Source organism: Streptomyces sp. NPDC096152 (assembly GCF_044763235.1).
In the GTDB taxonomy this organism is placed as follows: Bacteria; Actinomycetota; Actinomycetes; order Streptomycetales; family Streptomycetaceae; genus Streptomyces.
Window position 1 is genome coordinate 316,983 of record NZ_JBIWFW010000003.1, and the last position, 12,947, is coordinate 329,929.

The following is a 12,947-nucleotide window of genomic DNA, read 5'->3' on the forward strand; positions in this document are numbered from 1 at the left end:
GAAACCGCCCGGCGCGTAGGTCGCTCGGACGACGAATTCCGGCCGCGTGGGGCATGCGCGCGGTATGAAACGCGTCACGTACGGGGGCAGCCCACGTCCCTCAGGTCACGTCCGTGCCGGAACTCAGGTCGCGTCCGCGTCGAACGGCGGGCGCGTGTCGTGGCCGGATTCCTCGGGCTTCTTCGTCATGTCCACGCGGCCGCCGGAGGCGCCAGAGCCCGAGGAGGAGTCGGACTCGCGGCTGTGCACCGCGTCCGTGACCTCGGCCATCTCCTTCTTCAGGTCGAAGCCGTTGCGGATCTCCTTCAGCCCGAGGTCCTCGTTCTCCAGCTGCTTGCGGAGGAACGTCTTGGGGTTCAGGTCCTCGAACTCGAAGTCCTTGAACTCCGGCCCCATCTCGTTGCGGATGTCCTGCTTGGCGCTCTCGGAGAACTCTCGGATCTTCCGGATCGTGCGCATCACGTCCTGGACGACCTTCGGGAGCTTGTCGGGACCGAACACGAGCACCGCCAGGACGACGAGTGTCACCAGCTCGAGCGGTCCTACGTCATTGAACACCTGAAGCTCCTTGCGAGTGTCCTCGGTCCTCGGCCCTCCGGTGGTCCTGCGCGTCTTCCGTGGTCCGGGCCGCGTCCACGGTACCCGGCACGCATGTCCGACCGGTACCGTCCCGCGATGTCCGAGTGTGCGTACACGACGGGTTTTCCTGCTTGTTTGCCGTGCTTGGCGGTCGGTTGGGACCGCGTTGGTGAGGTTCGTGTCACCCGCTGTGCGCCGACCCCAGCACGAGGGAGACCTTCCGCTCCTTCCCGTCGTGTTCGACGGTCAGCTCCAGGTGGTCGCCGGGGCGGTGGGCGCGGGTCTTGACGATCAGTTCCTCGCCCGAGTGGACGGGCCGTCCGTCGACCTCGGTGATCACGTCGCCGGGCCTGATGCCGGCCCGGGCGCCCGGGCCGCCGGGGGTGACCGCGGGGCCGCCGTCGCGGCTCTTGGCGCCGACCCGGGCGCCGTCGCCGGTCCAGTTCATGTCGAGGGTCACGCCGATCACCGGGTGGGTGGCCCGGCCGGTGTTGATCAGTTCCTCGGCCACACGCTTGGCCTGGTTGATCGGGATGGCGAAGCCCAGTCCGATGGAGCCCGCCTGGCCGGTCTGCAGGTCCGAGCCGTTGTCGGCGGAGCGGATGGCGGAGTTGATGCCGACGACCCGGGCCCGGGAGTCGAGGAGGGGGCCGCCGGAGTTGCCGGGGTTGATCGGCGCGTCGGTCTGCAGGGCGTCCACGTAGGACATGTCGCTGCCGTCGCCCTTCTCGCCGCCGGCCGTGATGGGCCGCTCCTTGGCGCTGATGATCCCGGACGTCACGGTGTTGGCGAGGTCGAACGGGGCGCCGATGGCGACGACCGGGTCGCCCACCCGGACGTTGTCGGAATTGCCCAGCGGCATGGGGGTCAGACCGCGTACCCCGCGGACCTGCACCACGGCGAGGTCGTAGCCGGAGTCCCGGCCGATGATCCTGGCCCGGGCGGTCTGGCCGCCGCTGAACGTCACCGATATGTCGCCACCGTCCGCCGCGGGCTCGACGACGTGGTTGTTGGTGAGGATGTGACCGAGGCCGTCGAGCACGAAGCCGGTGCCGGTGCCCTGCTCCTCGGAGCCGGAGACATGGAGGGTCACCACGCTGGGCAGCGCGCGGGCGGCGATCCCGGCCACGCTGTCCGGGGCCCGCCCGGCGGGTTCCTTCCCGGCCTGCGGCAGTTCCACGGCCCCCACACCGCCGTTGCGCTCGATGTACGCGCCCGCGAGCCCGCCGAGCATCCCGGACACGAGCGCCAGCGCCACGGCCGCCCCGACGAGCCGCCGCCGGACCCGCCCGCGCCGCTGCTCCGGCGTGAGCACCGCGGCCCCGCTGTGCTGGAGGGGGGCGGCGGGGAGGGGTTCGACCGCCCAGGGGTCGTAGCGCTGCCAGGGGTCGGAGGGGGGTGGGGTGGTGCCGGGGGTCGGGGTCGGGGTCGGGTGCGCGTTCGGGTTCGCGGGTGCGGTGTCGGGGGCCGGGTGCAGATTCGGGGTCGGGTGCGAGGGCGGCTGCGCGTTCGGGTTCGCGGGTGCGGTGTCGGGGGCCGGGTGCAGGTTCGCGGTCGGGTGCGAGGGCGGGTGCGCGTTCGGGTTCGCGGGTGCGGTGTCGGGGTGGGTGGTGAGGTCGGTGTGGGGGGCGGGGGGCGGCGTCGGGGCCGGCGCGGCGAGCTGGTCCGGGGCCGTGTGGACGGGCGCGGAGGGGGCGCCCGGGAGGGGCACGGGCTGCTCCGGCGGGGCGGGCGGCAGGGCGGCTCCGGGGGCCGCGGAGCGCGCGGGAGCCGCGCCACCGTGGGCGGAGGTCACCGCGGGGTGCTGCACCGGCGGGGCGGGCGCCCACGGGCCGGGTTCGCCGTACGGCGGGGTGCTGTAGGGGTCGGGGTCGTGCAGGGGCTGAGGCCGCTCGGCGGACTCGGGCCGGTCGGCCGGCTGAAGCCGCTCGGCCGGCTGAGACTGCCCCCCGAGCTGAGGCCGCTCGGCGGACTCGGGTCGGTCGGCCGGCTCGGCCCGCTCGGCGGGGCGCGCCAGCTCGAAGTCGCCCTGGCCGCCGTCAGCGGCCGTCGACGCCGTGCCGGGCTGCCGGGACCCGGCCTGCTCCCCGGTGGCCGCGTCGGCCGCCACCGCTCCGCCCGTGAGGCTTCCCGCGGGCCGCGCCAGCTCGTAGTCGCCGTCGGCCTCCGCACCGGGCCGGACTCCGGCCCCGGCCCCTTCGGCGGACGTCCCCGGCACGGTGCCTTCGGCGGAGACGTCCGGGGTGGTGCCCTCGGCGGAGACATCCGGGGTGGAAGCCGCACACGGCACAGCATCCGGTGCCGGAGCCGGCTGCGGCGCCGAAGCCGGAGGCGGGACCGCGTCCGCGGCCCTGCCCGGCGCCGGCACGGTCGCGAGTGCCGGCACAGGCTCGGGTGCCGGTACGGGCTCCGGCTCCGGCGCGGGTTCCGGCGCCGGTACGGCGTCCTGGGCCGTCTCCTGGGCGGGGACCACCGGTCGGTGCCTGTTCCACCACTTGGGGCGGGTGGACTTGGTGGGCTTCCCCTCGTTCATGTTCTCCCCACAGCTGGCCGCGGCACGGCTCGTAGGCGGTGGCCGTGCGTCGTCGACTCCGCGCCCGACGAGTGTCATGGGCGCGACCACCCAGGATTCAACCAGGTTCGCGGGCCCCTGCGCAGAGGCCGGTGGGCGCTCCGGTCAGTGGGCCGGGTGCGAGGGGGCGGAGGGAGTGGGCGTCGTGCCGGGGACGGGTGCGGCGAGGAGACCGGGGGCGCGGAGTTGCGGTGGGCCGGCCCAAGAGGTCAGGGAGACCGGCTGGGTCGCGCCGAGCGGACGTATCAACGGGGACATGACCGCGGCGCCGGCGACCACCGGTGTGGTCAGCGTGTGCAGCGCGTCCAGCACCTGCCCGGTGCCGGGCTGCGCCCCCGGCAGCAGCGGGGCGGAGAGGCTGGTCGGCTGTGCGGAGGACGCACCGCCGGCCCGCTGCCCCTGCGTCAGCAGCGGCCCGGTGGACGAGCGACGGCGCTGGGTCTCCGCGCCGGTCGCCGCTCCCGTGCCCGCGGGGCGCGCCGGAGTGACGTTGCTGCCGGATCCGGAGCCGCCGCGCGCCTCCGCGGCCCGGTCGGCCGGTGCGCCGATGGTCACGCCGCCCAGCGCGACCGCGGCCAGCGAGACCGCCCCGGCGGCGACGAACGCGAACCGCAGCCCGCGCGAGGCCGGCCGGTCGGTGTCGGGGCGGCCGACGGGGTGGACGCGGAAGCCCCGGTCGTGCGCGGGGCCGGAGGCGTGCGGCCGGGCAGGGACGTAGCCGAACTCGAACGGCTCCTCCCGCCCTACTCCGAACACCCCGGTGCGCCCGGTCAGGCCGCCGGGGAACGCGCCCCCGCTCGGCGGCGCGCCGCCGCCGTCCGGGTCACCTCCCCCGGGGAGGCCCTGGAGACGGGCCAGCAGGCTCGCGGAGGGGGGTGGTGGGGCCGTCTCCGCGAAGACGTTCTTCAGCCGGCGCTGCGCGTCGACCTCTGTCCTGCACTTCGCGCAGGTGGCCACGTGCGCCAGGACGCGCTCACGCGTCTCATGACCGAGCTCGCCGTCGACCAGGGCGGAGAGCCGGTCTCCCAGATGCTGTTCCGCGAGCCGCCCAGCGGCCTCGGGTCGTGATCCACTCACGCGGTCGCGCCCCCTCCTCCCAGCGCGGGAACACGGGGCACGAAGGAGCGGCGCTCGGCCCGGGCCTGGGGTGAGCGGTGCGCGAGGGCCTTGCGCAGCTGCGAACGGCCGCGGTGGATCCGGGAGCGGACCGTGCCGAGCTTGACGCCCAGGGTCGCGGCGATCTCCTCGTACGACAGTCCCTCGATGTCGCACAGGACGACCGCGGCGCGGAACTCCGGGGCGAGGGTGTCGAGGGCCTGCTGCACGTCGGCGTCGAAGTGCGCGTCGTTGAACAGCTGCTGCGGGGTGGGTTCCCTGCTGGCCAGGCGCTCCGCCGCGTCCTCGCCGAGGGCGTCGAACCGGATGCGCTGCTTGCGGCGGACCATGTCCAGGAAGAGGTTCGTCGTGATGCGGTGCAGCCAGCCCTCGAAGGTGCCCGGCGTGTAGGTGGACAGGGAGCGGAAGACGCGGACGAAGACCTCCTGGGTGAGGTCCTCGGCGTCGTGCTGGTTGCCCGTGAGGCGGTAGGCCAGGCGGTAGACGCGGCCGCTGTGGGTGCTGACGATCTCCTCCCAGGTGGGCGGAGTCCACGCCTGCCCGTCCGCGTCGGTGGAGAAGGTCGCGGTCCGGTCGCGGTCGGCGGCGTGGCTGGGGTCAGCAGCGGTGTCGTTCACGGATTTCGGCCTGCCCGCCGATCCGAGAAAGCGCCGAAGCACTCCTCCCCGATCCACAGGTGCAGCCGCACCTCCCCTGTCGGCTCTGGTGGTGTCCAGTGGAGCCCCTACCATAGCCACCTCGCCCGTTAGCTCCGGATAAGCGGTTTTACGGGAAATTGATACGCGCCGGCACGGCTCATCCGGCTGCGTCAGCACTTGCTCGGCGCCCCGATCCATCCCATACCCCCCGCCGCGTAGCCCGCCTGTGTCACACCCCTATAAACGACCGGTCCCATCTGCGGGTTCCCGACACCAACGGATACAGTCACGCCCAGGCAACCATGGGGACAGGAGACGGTCATCACCGGCAACCGGCAGACGAGCTGGGCGTTCGCCGACGCCTATGTCGCCGAGGACGAAGCGCTGCTCTGGGCCCGTGACCGGGCCCGTGAGGCGGGGCTGCGCTCGGTGTCGCCCGGCACGGGCGCCGCGCTGCGGTTGCTCGCCGCCACCGTGGACGCCAAGGCGGTGGCGGAGATCGGGACCGGTACCGGTGTCTCCGGGATCCACCTTCTGCACGGCATGAGGCCGGACGGGGTGCTGACCACGGTCGACCCGGAGCCGGAGCACCAGCAGTTCGCCCGCCAGGCGTTCCGGGCGGCCGGCTTCGCCAGCAACCGGGCCCGCTTCATCCCCGGCCGGGCGCTGGACGTGCTGCCCCGGCTCGCGGACTCCGGCTACGACCTGGTCTTCTGCGACGGCGACCGGCAGGAGTTCCTCGACTACCTCGCTGAATCGTTGCGCCTGCTGCGCCCGGGCGGCCTCGTGGTCTTCGAGGGCATCTTCGCGCACGGGCGGACGGTGGACTCCGGACCGCAGCCGACGGAGGTGCTGCGGCTGCGCGAGCTGCTGCGCACGGTGCGCGAGAGCCAGGACCTGGTGCCGTCGCTCCTGCCGGTGGGCGACGGCCTGCTGTGCGCGGTCAAGCGCTGAGCCGCCGGAGGCACCGCCGGAAGCCGGAACCGGAAGCATCACTGCGGCCACCACCCGGCACCCGGCACCCGGCACCCGGCACCCGGCACCCGGCACCCGGCACCCGGCACCCGACCGGAAGCATCGCCGGGACCACCGGGAACGCCCCGGAAAAAACCTGCCCCGGCACCACATGCGGTACCGGGGCAGGTGAAGGGGTATGGTCGCGTCCGCGTCAGCCGACGACCTTCTTGAGGGCGTCGCCGAGCGCGTCGGCCTCGTCAGGGGTCAGCTCGACGACGAGCCGACCGCCGCCTTCGAGCGGAACGCGCATGACGATGCCCCGCCCCTCCTTGGTCACCTCGAGCGGGCCATCGCCCGTCCGCGGCTTCATGGCCGCCATGCTCGTTCCCCTTCCTGAAACCCGCTCATCGTCAGCCGACGGCCCCATGAAGGGCACGCGCAGCCCGTGCAGGACACGCGTCACCGGCGTCGAACACATTGCTTCCAGGCCATTATCCCGCATCTCAGGACCCGATGACCAACATCAGTCGGCATCGCTTGGGCAACGCGCGCGAGCAAAACCACTCAATTCGGGGATGTGACTGCAATACTGTGCGCCCGCACGGACGTCCGTCGTCCGAAAACCGGCCGGCTTTCTTTGACGCAGGTCACACGTCCGCTCCGGTCGCGCGCGGGTGATCTCCGCCATGCTGTCCTTCAGACGAAGGACGTACCGATCGGTACGTCCCATCCGTGACACCGGAGGGGATGTCCCATGGCCGACACCGTGCTCTACGAGGTGAGCGACGGGCTCGCGACGATCACGCTGAACCGCCCCGAGGCGATGAACGCGCTGAACGTCGCGACCAAGGTCGCCCTCCGGGAGGCGGTCCAGTCCGCGGCGACCGACGACGCCGTGCGCGCGGTGCTGCTGACCGCAGCCGGGGACCGGGCGTTCTGCGTGGGCCAGGACCTCAAGGAGCACATCGGGCTGCTGGTGGCGGACCGGGAGACCGGGTCGGGGCAGACGATGAGCACCGTGCGGGAGCACTACAACCCGATCGTGCGGGCGCTGGCGGCGGCCCCGAAGCCGGTGGTCGCCGCGGTGAACGGCGTCGCGGCCGGGGCGGGCTTCGGCTTCGCGCTGGCGGCGGACTACCGGATCGTCGCGGACGGCGCGGCCTTCAACACCTCGTTCGCCAAGGTCGCGCTCACCGCCGACTCCGGCATCTCCTGGACCCTGCCTCGGGTCGTCGGGCCGGGCCGGGCCACCGACCTGCTGCTGTTCCCGCGCAGCATCAGCGCGCAGGACGCGCTGGAGCTGGGGATCGCCAACCGGGTGGTGCCGGCGGCGGAGCTGCGCGCCGAGGCGGAGAAGACGGCGCGGGCGCTGGCGGAGGGGCCGACGGTGGCGTACGCCGCGCTCAAGGAGTCGGTGGCCTACGGGCTGACCCACTCCCTGGAGGAGGCGCTGGAGAAGGAGGACGAGCTGCAGACGCGGGCGGGGTCCTCGGAGGACCACGCGATCGCGGTGCGGGCGTTCGTGAACAAGGAGCGGCCGAAGTACCTGGGCCGCTGACGCCCTTCGCGCGGGCCCCGCCCCTGGACGGCGCGTTCAGGGGCGGCGCGCCACGCACTCCGCCAGGTGGTCGTCGACCAGACCGCACGCCTGCATCAGGGCGTACGCCGTCGTCGGGCCGACGAAGCGCAGGCCCCGCTTCTTCAGGGCCTTGGACAGGGCCGTGGACTCCGGGGTGACGGCGGGGACGTCGGCGAGGGTCTTCGGCGCGGTGCGGCCGGCCGGGTCGGGGGCGTGGGACCAGATCAGGGCGTCCAGCTCGCCGGGGGACCACTCGGCGAGCACGCGCGCGTTGGCGAGGGTCGCGTCGATCTTGGCCCGGTTGCGGATGATGCCGGTGTCGGCGAGCAGGCGCTCGCGGTCGGCGTCGCCGAAGGCGGCCACCGCGGCGATCCCGAAGCCGGCGAAGGCGGTCCGGAAGCCGGGGCGGCGGCGCAGGATGGTGATCCAGGACAGCCCGGACTGGAAGGCCTCCAGGCTGAGGCGCTCGTAGAGGGCGTCGTCGCCGTGGACCGGACGGCCCCACTCCTCGTCGTGGTAGGCGACGTACTCCGCGGCGGACAGCGCCCAGGGGCAGCGCGGGGCGCCGTCCGGGCCCGCGACGGCGGCACCGGCGGTCACTGCTGCCGCTCCTCGTGCGCGGGCTTGTCCAGGCGGGCGTGGGCCGCGGCGGCCTGGGCGCCGGCCAGCGCGGACTCCAGGTCGGCGATGCGGGCGTCACGCTCGGCGAGTTCGGCGGCGAGGCGGCCGAGGGCGTCGTCCACGTCCGCCATGCGGTAGCCGCGGGGAGCGAGCGGGAAGCGAAGAGCGTCCACATCGGTGCGGTGGACGGGGCGGTCCGGCGGCAGCGGGTCCCAGAGCCGCTCGGGCGCCACCTCCGGCAGCGGTCCGGTGCCCTCGCCGCCGCCCACCACCGCGAGGGTCACCGCGGCGACCACGACGGCGAGCGCGACGACCAGGAACAAGAACATAACCATCGCTGGGTCCCCACGGTCGGTGCCGGCGCCCTGGGCGTCGGCGCGGAAGTCTCTGAGCCGAATGTGTCAGGGTCCGATCGTGCCATGCGACGCTGACGGTTAGGGTCGCAGGCGGCCGAAGACCAGGACGTACGAGGAGAGGTCACAGGGGATGCTCAGGCTGGGCAGGCGTGAATTCGGCGCGCACGAGCCGGTGATCATGGCGATCGTGAACCGGACCCCCGACTCCTTCTACGACCAGGGGGCGACGTTCCGCGACGAGCCGGCCCTCGCGCGCGTGGAGCAGGCGGTGGCCGAGGGCGCCGCGATCATCGACATCGGCGGGGTCAAGGCCGGACCGGGGGAAGAGGTGACCGCCGAGGAGGAGGCGCGCCGGACGGTCGGGTTCGTCGCGGAGGTGCGGCGGCGCTTCCCGGACGTGGTCATCAGCGTGGACACGTGGCGGGCGGAGGTCGGCGAGGCGGTCTGCGAGGCGGGCGCGGACCTGCTGAACGACGCGTGGGGCGGGGTCGATCCGGGACTCGCCGAGGTCGCGGCCCGGTACCGGGCCGGGCTGGTGTGCACGCACGCGGGCGGCGCCGAGCCGCGGACCCGGCCGCACCGGGTGGCCTACGACGACGTCATGGCCGACATCCTCGAGGTGACGGTGGGGCTGGCCGAGCGGGCGGTCGCGCTGGGGGTGCCGCGGGAGTCGGTACTGATCGACCCCGGGCACGACTTCGGGAAGAACACCCGGCACAGCCTGGAGGCCACGCGGCGGCTGGACGAGATGGTGGCGACGGGCTGGCCGGTGCTGGTGTCGCTGTCCAACAAGGACTTCGTCGGGGAGACGCTGGACAAGCCGGTCAAGGAGCGGGTCGTCGGGACGCTGGCGACGACGGCGGTCTCGGCCTGGCTGGGCGCCCGGGTGTACCGGGTGCACGAGGTGGCCGAGACCCGGCAGGTGCTGGACATGGTGGCGGCCATCGCGGGCCACCGCGACCCCGCGGTGGCCCGGCGCGGGCTGGCGTAGCGGGGCCCTCCCGGGCGCCCGCCGCGCCGGCCGCGCGGACCGGTGCACGCGCCGGACGGGGCCTGGGGGCTTCGTTTGAACGAAGCCCCCTGGTGCTGTGGCCGGAAAGGTTTGCCGGAAAGCTCGCGGCGTCCGGTGCGGTACATCGCAAGGCGGAGCATCGCCCGCGTACTGGATGTACTCGGGTGATGCGACAACGCGGCTGGGGGTCCCCCCTGCTCGCAGAGCTTGAGGGAGCCGTGCCGGGCGTCGCGAGCCGGTGAACCTTTCCGGTCACAGCACTAGCGGCCCGCCTCCTTCGAAACCAGGGCGACCGCCTCTTCCACATCGTCCGTGACGTGGAAGAGGGTCAGGTCGGCCTGCGCGGCCTTGCCCTGCGCGATCAGGGTGTTCTCCAGCCAGTCCACCAGGCCGCCCCAGTAGGCGCTGCCGAACAGGACGATCGGGAAGCGGGTGACCTTCTGGGTCTGGACGAGGGTGAGGGCCTCGAAGAGTTCGTCGAGGGTGCCGAGGCCTCCGGGCAGCACCACGAACCCCTGCGCGTACTTGACGAACATCATCTTCCGCACGAAGAAGTAGCGGAAGTTCAGGCCGATGTCGACGTAGGGGTTCAGTCCCTGTTCGAAGGGGAGCTCGATGCCCAGGCCCACCGAGGTGCCGCCGGCCTCGCAGGCGCCCTTGTTCGCCGCCTCCATCGCGCCCGGTCCGCCGCCTGTGATCACCGCGAAGCCCGCCTCGACCAGGCCCCGGCCCAGGCGCACCCCGGCGTCGTACTCCGGCGAGTCCACCGGGGTGCGGGCCGAGCCGAACACGCTGATGGCGGGCGGCAGTTCGGCGAGCGTGCCGAAGCCCTCGATGAACTCCGACTGGATGCGCAGGACGCGCCAGGGGTCCGTGTGCACCCAGTCCGTGGGAGCCCGCTCGTCCAGCAGCCGCTGGTCCGTGGTGCTGGCCTGGACCTGTCCCCTCCGCCGGAGGACCGGTCCCAGGCGCTGCTCCTCCGGTGGCCGTCGCCTGCCCTCGGGGTTGCCGGTAGCCATGTGCGCTCCCTCCGCTTGCCGTGTTTCCACCTCAGCGTAGATCTACGCGGGTTACCGGCGGGGGACCTCGGCGTGTCCGCCGTGAAGAGCCGGGGGAGCCGTGCGGCTCGTCGGGCCCCTCAGCTCGTCAGCCAGGACCTCAGCCGGTCCTCACCCGCCAGGATCTTCCTTGTTTCCACCCGTTCGTCCCGCTTGTGCGCCAAGTGCGGGTTGCCGGGGCCGTAGTTGACCGCCGGGATGCCGAGCGCCGAGAAGCGCGAGACGTCCGTCCAGCCGTACTTGGGCTGCGCGGTGCCGCCGACCGCCTCGATGAAGGCCGCCGCGGCCGGGTGGTCCAGCCCCGGCAGCGCTCCGCCGCTGTGGTCCTCCACCACGAACTCCTCGACCCCGCAGCCGGCGAAGACCTCGCGCACATGGGCGACGGCCTCGTCCTCCGTACGGTCCGGCGCGTAGCGGAAGTTGACGGTGACGACGCACTCGTCGGGGATGACGTTGCCGGCCACTCCCCCGCCGATGCGCACCGCGTTGAGGCCCTCCCGGTACTCCAGACCGTCGATGACCGGGTACCGGGGCTGGTACTCCGCGAGCCGCCGGAGGATCGGGGCGGCCGCGTGGATCGCGTTCGAACCCATCCAGCCGCGCGCCGAGTGGGCCCGCTCGCCCGTCGTCTTCAGCAGCACCCGCAGGGTGCCCTGGCAGCCGCCCTCGACCTGGCCGTCGGAGGGCTCCAGCAGGACCGCGAAGTCGCCGTGGAGCCAGTCGGGGTGCGCCTCGGCGACGTGCTTGAGGCCGTTGAGGTCGGCGGTGACCTCCTCGTTGTCGTAGAAGACGAAGGTCAGGTCGCGGTTCGGGGCCGGGACGGTGGCCGCGATGCGCAGCTGGACCGCCACGCCGGACTTCATGTCGCAGGTGCCGCAGCCCCAGAGCACGCCCTCCTCGTCCAGCCGCGAGGGGACGTTGTCCGCGATCGGCACCGTGTCGATGTGGCCCGCGAGGATCACGCGCTCGGCGCGGCCGAGGTTCGTCCGCGCGACGACGTTGTTGCCGAGGCGGTCCACGGTCAGGTGCGGCAGGGCGCGCAGCGCGGCCTCGATCGCGTCGGCGAGCGGCTTCTCGGTACCGCTCTCCGAGGGGAAGTCGACGAGCTGCGCGGTGAGCCGCGCGGCGTCCAGCGTGAGGTCAAGCGGGGTATCGGCCATGGCCTCGACCCTAACCCCCGAACCCTCCGTGTGCTGCGGCACATTGCCCCCACAGGACTCATCGGTCCCGGCAGCCTCCAGTACCTTGTACGCGTGTCAGAGCCGTCCCCCACCCCCAAGCGCCACGGCCGCCTCGTCCGTTTCGGGGCGGCCCTCGTGGTCCTGCTCGCGCTCGCCGGCTACCTCACGGTGCAGTACCTCACGGGTGGCACCGGGACTCCGGGCTGCAAGGTCGTCTCCGGCAAGGGCGACGGCGCGTCGTACCAGTTCACGCCGGAGCAGGCGGTGAACGCGGCGACGATCTCGGCCGTCGGCACCGGACGCGGCATGCCGGAGCGGGCCGTGGCGATCGCCCTGGCGACCGCCCTGCAGGAGTCGGGGCTGCGCAACATCCGGCACGGCGACCGGGATTCCCTGGGCCTGTTCCAGCAGCGGCCCTCGCAGGGCTGGGGAACGCCGAACGAGATCATGGACCCGACGTACGCGTCGGGTGTCTTCTACGAGCATCTGGCCAAGGTCCCCGGCTACACGCGGCTGCCGCTCACCGTGGCCGCGCAGCGCGTGCAGCGCAGCGGCTTCCCGCAGGCGTACGCCAAGCACGAGCCGGACGCCACCCTGCTCGCCGCCGCCCTCACCGGGCGCGCGGCGGGCACGCTGACCTGCACCGGCCGCCCGGGCGCGACCCGGACCACCGGTTCGGACGCGGTACGGGCCGCGCTGATGCGGGACTTCGGGCGGGACGTGGTGCAGGAGGCCGGTGCCGAGGTGGGCGGCGCGCCGTCGCCCACGCCGACGCCGAGCGCGGCCACCGGAGGGGACGGACGGACCGTGACCCTGCCGGTGTCCCCCGGCGTCGGCTCCACCGCCGGGCACAGCTCGCGGGAGCGGGGCTGGCAGCTGGCGCACTGGGCGGTGGCCAACGCCTCCGCGCTGCACATCGAACGGGTGTCGTACGCCGGGCGGGTATGGACCGCCGGGCTCACCGACAGCCGGTGGCGCGAGAGCGGCACGCAGGGCGCCGGCGGGGCCGAGCGGGGCGCGGGCGCGGTCCGGATCGTCACTGCGCAGTAGTGCGGATCTTCACCCTCCGGAGTTACGCGGGACGGGGCCGGGCGAAGTGGTGCGCGGGTTTTCGCGCGCTCACACCCCTGGGGCCGGAAACCCTTGGGGACAAAGGGCCGTAAGGATTCGGCAGACTTTCGCACCGGAAGCCCTTTGTCCCCCTTTGAGTGCAGCCGATAATGCGACGCATTGCCAACTCTTTACGTTGGCTCACCGCAACCTTCGCGGACTTCGGGC

13 protein-coding genes are annotated in these 12,947 nt (G+C 73.3%); 4 read left to right on the forward strand and 9 right to left on the reverse strand.

The annotated features are described in order from the left end of the window. Positions 1–123 precede the first annotated feature (123 nt). From ACIQ9G_RS11645 to sigE, 4 genes are all read right to left on the reverse strand, one after another. Positions 124–558 (reverse strand): sec-independent translocase, encoded by a 435-nt coding sequence (locus ACIQ9G_RS11645; RefSeq protein WP_403608296.1) that lies wholly within the window; start codon positions 556–558, stop codon positions 124–126. A 202-nt stretch (positions 559–760) separates the two neighbouring features. Next, positions 761–2,797: a trypsin-like peptidase domain-containing protein gene (locus ACIQ9G_RS11650; protein ID WP_403608805.1), complete on the reverse strand. Its 2,037-nt coding sequence runs from the start codon at positions 2,795–2,797 to the stop codon at positions 761–763. Positions 2,798–3,256: 459 nt separating this feature from the next. Further along, entirely contained in the window at positions 3,257–4,228 is a 972-nt protein-coding gene (locus ACIQ9G_RS11655; protein ID WP_403608297.1) for an anti-sigma factor family protein, read from the reverse strand. After that, positions 4,225–4,926, reverse strand: coding sequence for an RNA polymerase sigma factor SigE (gene sigE, locus ACIQ9G_RS11660; protein WP_403608298.1), 702 nt, complete (start codon positions 4,924–4,926; stop codon positions 4,225–4,227). Before sigE ends, ACIQ9G_RS11655 begins: the two co-directional genes overlap by 4 nt. Positions 4,927–5,160: 234 nt before the next feature. On the opposite strand from sigE, the gene ACIQ9G_RS11665 reads away from it, so the two are divergent. Next, positions 5,161–5,859: an O-methyltransferase gene (locus ACIQ9G_RS11665; protein WP_356186124.1), complete on the forward strand. Its 699-nt coding sequence runs from the start codon at positions 5,161–5,163 to the stop codon at positions 5,857–5,859. A gap of 214 nt (positions 5,860–6,073) precedes the next feature. Here the strand turns inward: ACIQ9G_RS11665 and ACIQ9G_RS11670 are convergent, their stop codons facing one another. Continuing rightward, on the reverse strand, positions 6,074–6,241 hold the full coding sequence (locus tag ACIQ9G_RS11670; protein WP_003966491.1) for a DUF3117 domain-containing protein: 168 nt from the start codon (positions 6,239–6,241) through the stop codon (positions 6,074–6,076). 375 nt (positions 6,242–6,616) lie between these two features. Between ACIQ9G_RS11670 and ACIQ9G_RS11675 the strand changes: the two genes are divergently transcribed. Then, the gene (locus ACIQ9G_RS11675; RefSeq protein ID WP_403608299.1) at positions 6,617–7,420 is read left to right on the forward strand and encodes an enoyl-CoA hydratase/isomerase family protein; all 804 of its coding nucleotides are present in this window, start codon (positions 6,617–6,619) and stop codon (positions 7,418–7,420) included. A 36-nt stretch (positions 7,421–7,456) separates the two neighbouring features. Here the strand turns inward: ACIQ9G_RS11675 and ACIQ9G_RS11680 are convergent, their stop codons facing one another. Together ACIQ9G_RS11680 and ACIQ9G_RS11685 are read right to left on the reverse strand one after the other, a co-directional pair. Further along, the gene (locus tag ACIQ9G_RS11680) at positions 7,457–8,041 is read right to left on the reverse strand and encodes a DNA-3-methyladenine glycosylase I (RefSeq protein WP_403608300.1); all 585 of its coding nucleotides are present in this window, start codon (positions 8,039–8,041) and stop codon (positions 7,457–7,459) included. Beyond that, positions 8,038–8,391, reverse strand: a complete 354-nt coding sequence (locus tag ACIQ9G_RS11685) for a DivIVA domain-containing protein (protein WP_403608806.1) — start codon at positions 8,389–8,391, stop codon at positions 8,038–8,040. Before ACIQ9G_RS11685 ends, ACIQ9G_RS11680 begins: the two co-directional genes overlap by 4 nt. Before the next feature lie 157 nt (positions 8,392–8,548). Here ACIQ9G_RS11685 and folP point away from each other — a divergent pair, with 157 nt between their 5' ends. After that, positions 8,549–9,409, forward strand: coding sequence for a dihydropteroate synthase (gene folP, locus ACIQ9G_RS11690; protein WP_403608301.1), 861 nt, complete (start codon positions 8,549–8,551; stop codon positions 9,407–9,409). 281 nt (positions 9,410–9,690) lie between these two features. Here folP and ACIQ9G_RS11695 read toward each other — a convergent pair whose 3' ends face one another. Then, positions 9,691–10,449 carry a TIGR00730 family Rossman fold protein gene (locus tag ACIQ9G_RS11695; protein WP_356195333.1) on the reverse strand — a complete coding sequence of 253 codons (759 nt, stop codon included), beginning with the start codon at positions 10,447–10,449 and terminating at the stop codon, positions 9,691–9,693. Between the two features lie 119 nt (positions 10,450–10,568). Next, positions 10,569–11,648 (reverse strand): succinyl-diaminopimelate desuccinylase, encoded by a 1,080-nt coding sequence (dapE, locus tag ACIQ9G_RS11700; protein WP_403608302.1) that lies wholly within the window; start codon positions 11,646–11,648, stop codon positions 10,569–10,571. A 93-nt stretch (positions 11,649–11,741) separates the two neighbouring features. Here dapE and ACIQ9G_RS11705 point away from each other — a divergent pair, with 93 nt between their 5' ends. Next, positions 11,742–12,719, forward strand: a complete 978-nt coding sequence (locus tag ACIQ9G_RS11705; protein ID WP_403608303.1) for a heavy metal transporter — start codon at positions 11,742–11,744, stop codon at positions 12,717–12,719. Positions 12,720–12,947 lie beyond the last annotated feature (228 nt).

Bases quoted from the DNA above. Each gene is read 5' to 3' on its own strand.
- ACIQ9G_RS11670 (WP_003966491.1), bottom strand. From the start codon at position 6,241: ATGGCGGCCATGAAGCCGCGGACGGGCGATGGCCCGCTCGAGGTGACC.
- folP (WP_403608301.1), top strand. From the start codon at position 8,549: ATGCTCAGGCTGGGCAGGCGTGAATTCGGCGCGCACGAGCCGGTGATC.
- ACIQ9G_RS11695 (WP_356195333.1), bottom strand. From the start codon at position 10,449: ATGGCTACCGGCAACCCCGAGGGCAGGCGACGGCCACCGGAGGAGCAG.
- ACIQ9G_RS11685 (WP_403608806.1), bottom strand. From the start codon at position 8,391: ATGTTCTTGTTCCTGGTCGTCGCGCTCGCCGTCGTGGTCGCCGCGGTG.
- ACIQ9G_RS11675 (WP_403608299.1), top strand. From the start codon at position 6,617: ATGGCCGACACCGTGCTCTACGAGGTGAGCGACGGGCTCGCGACGATC.
- dapE (WP_403608302.1), bottom strand. From the start codon at position 11,648: ATGGCCGATACCCCGCTTGACCTCACGCTGGACGCCGCGCGGCTCACC.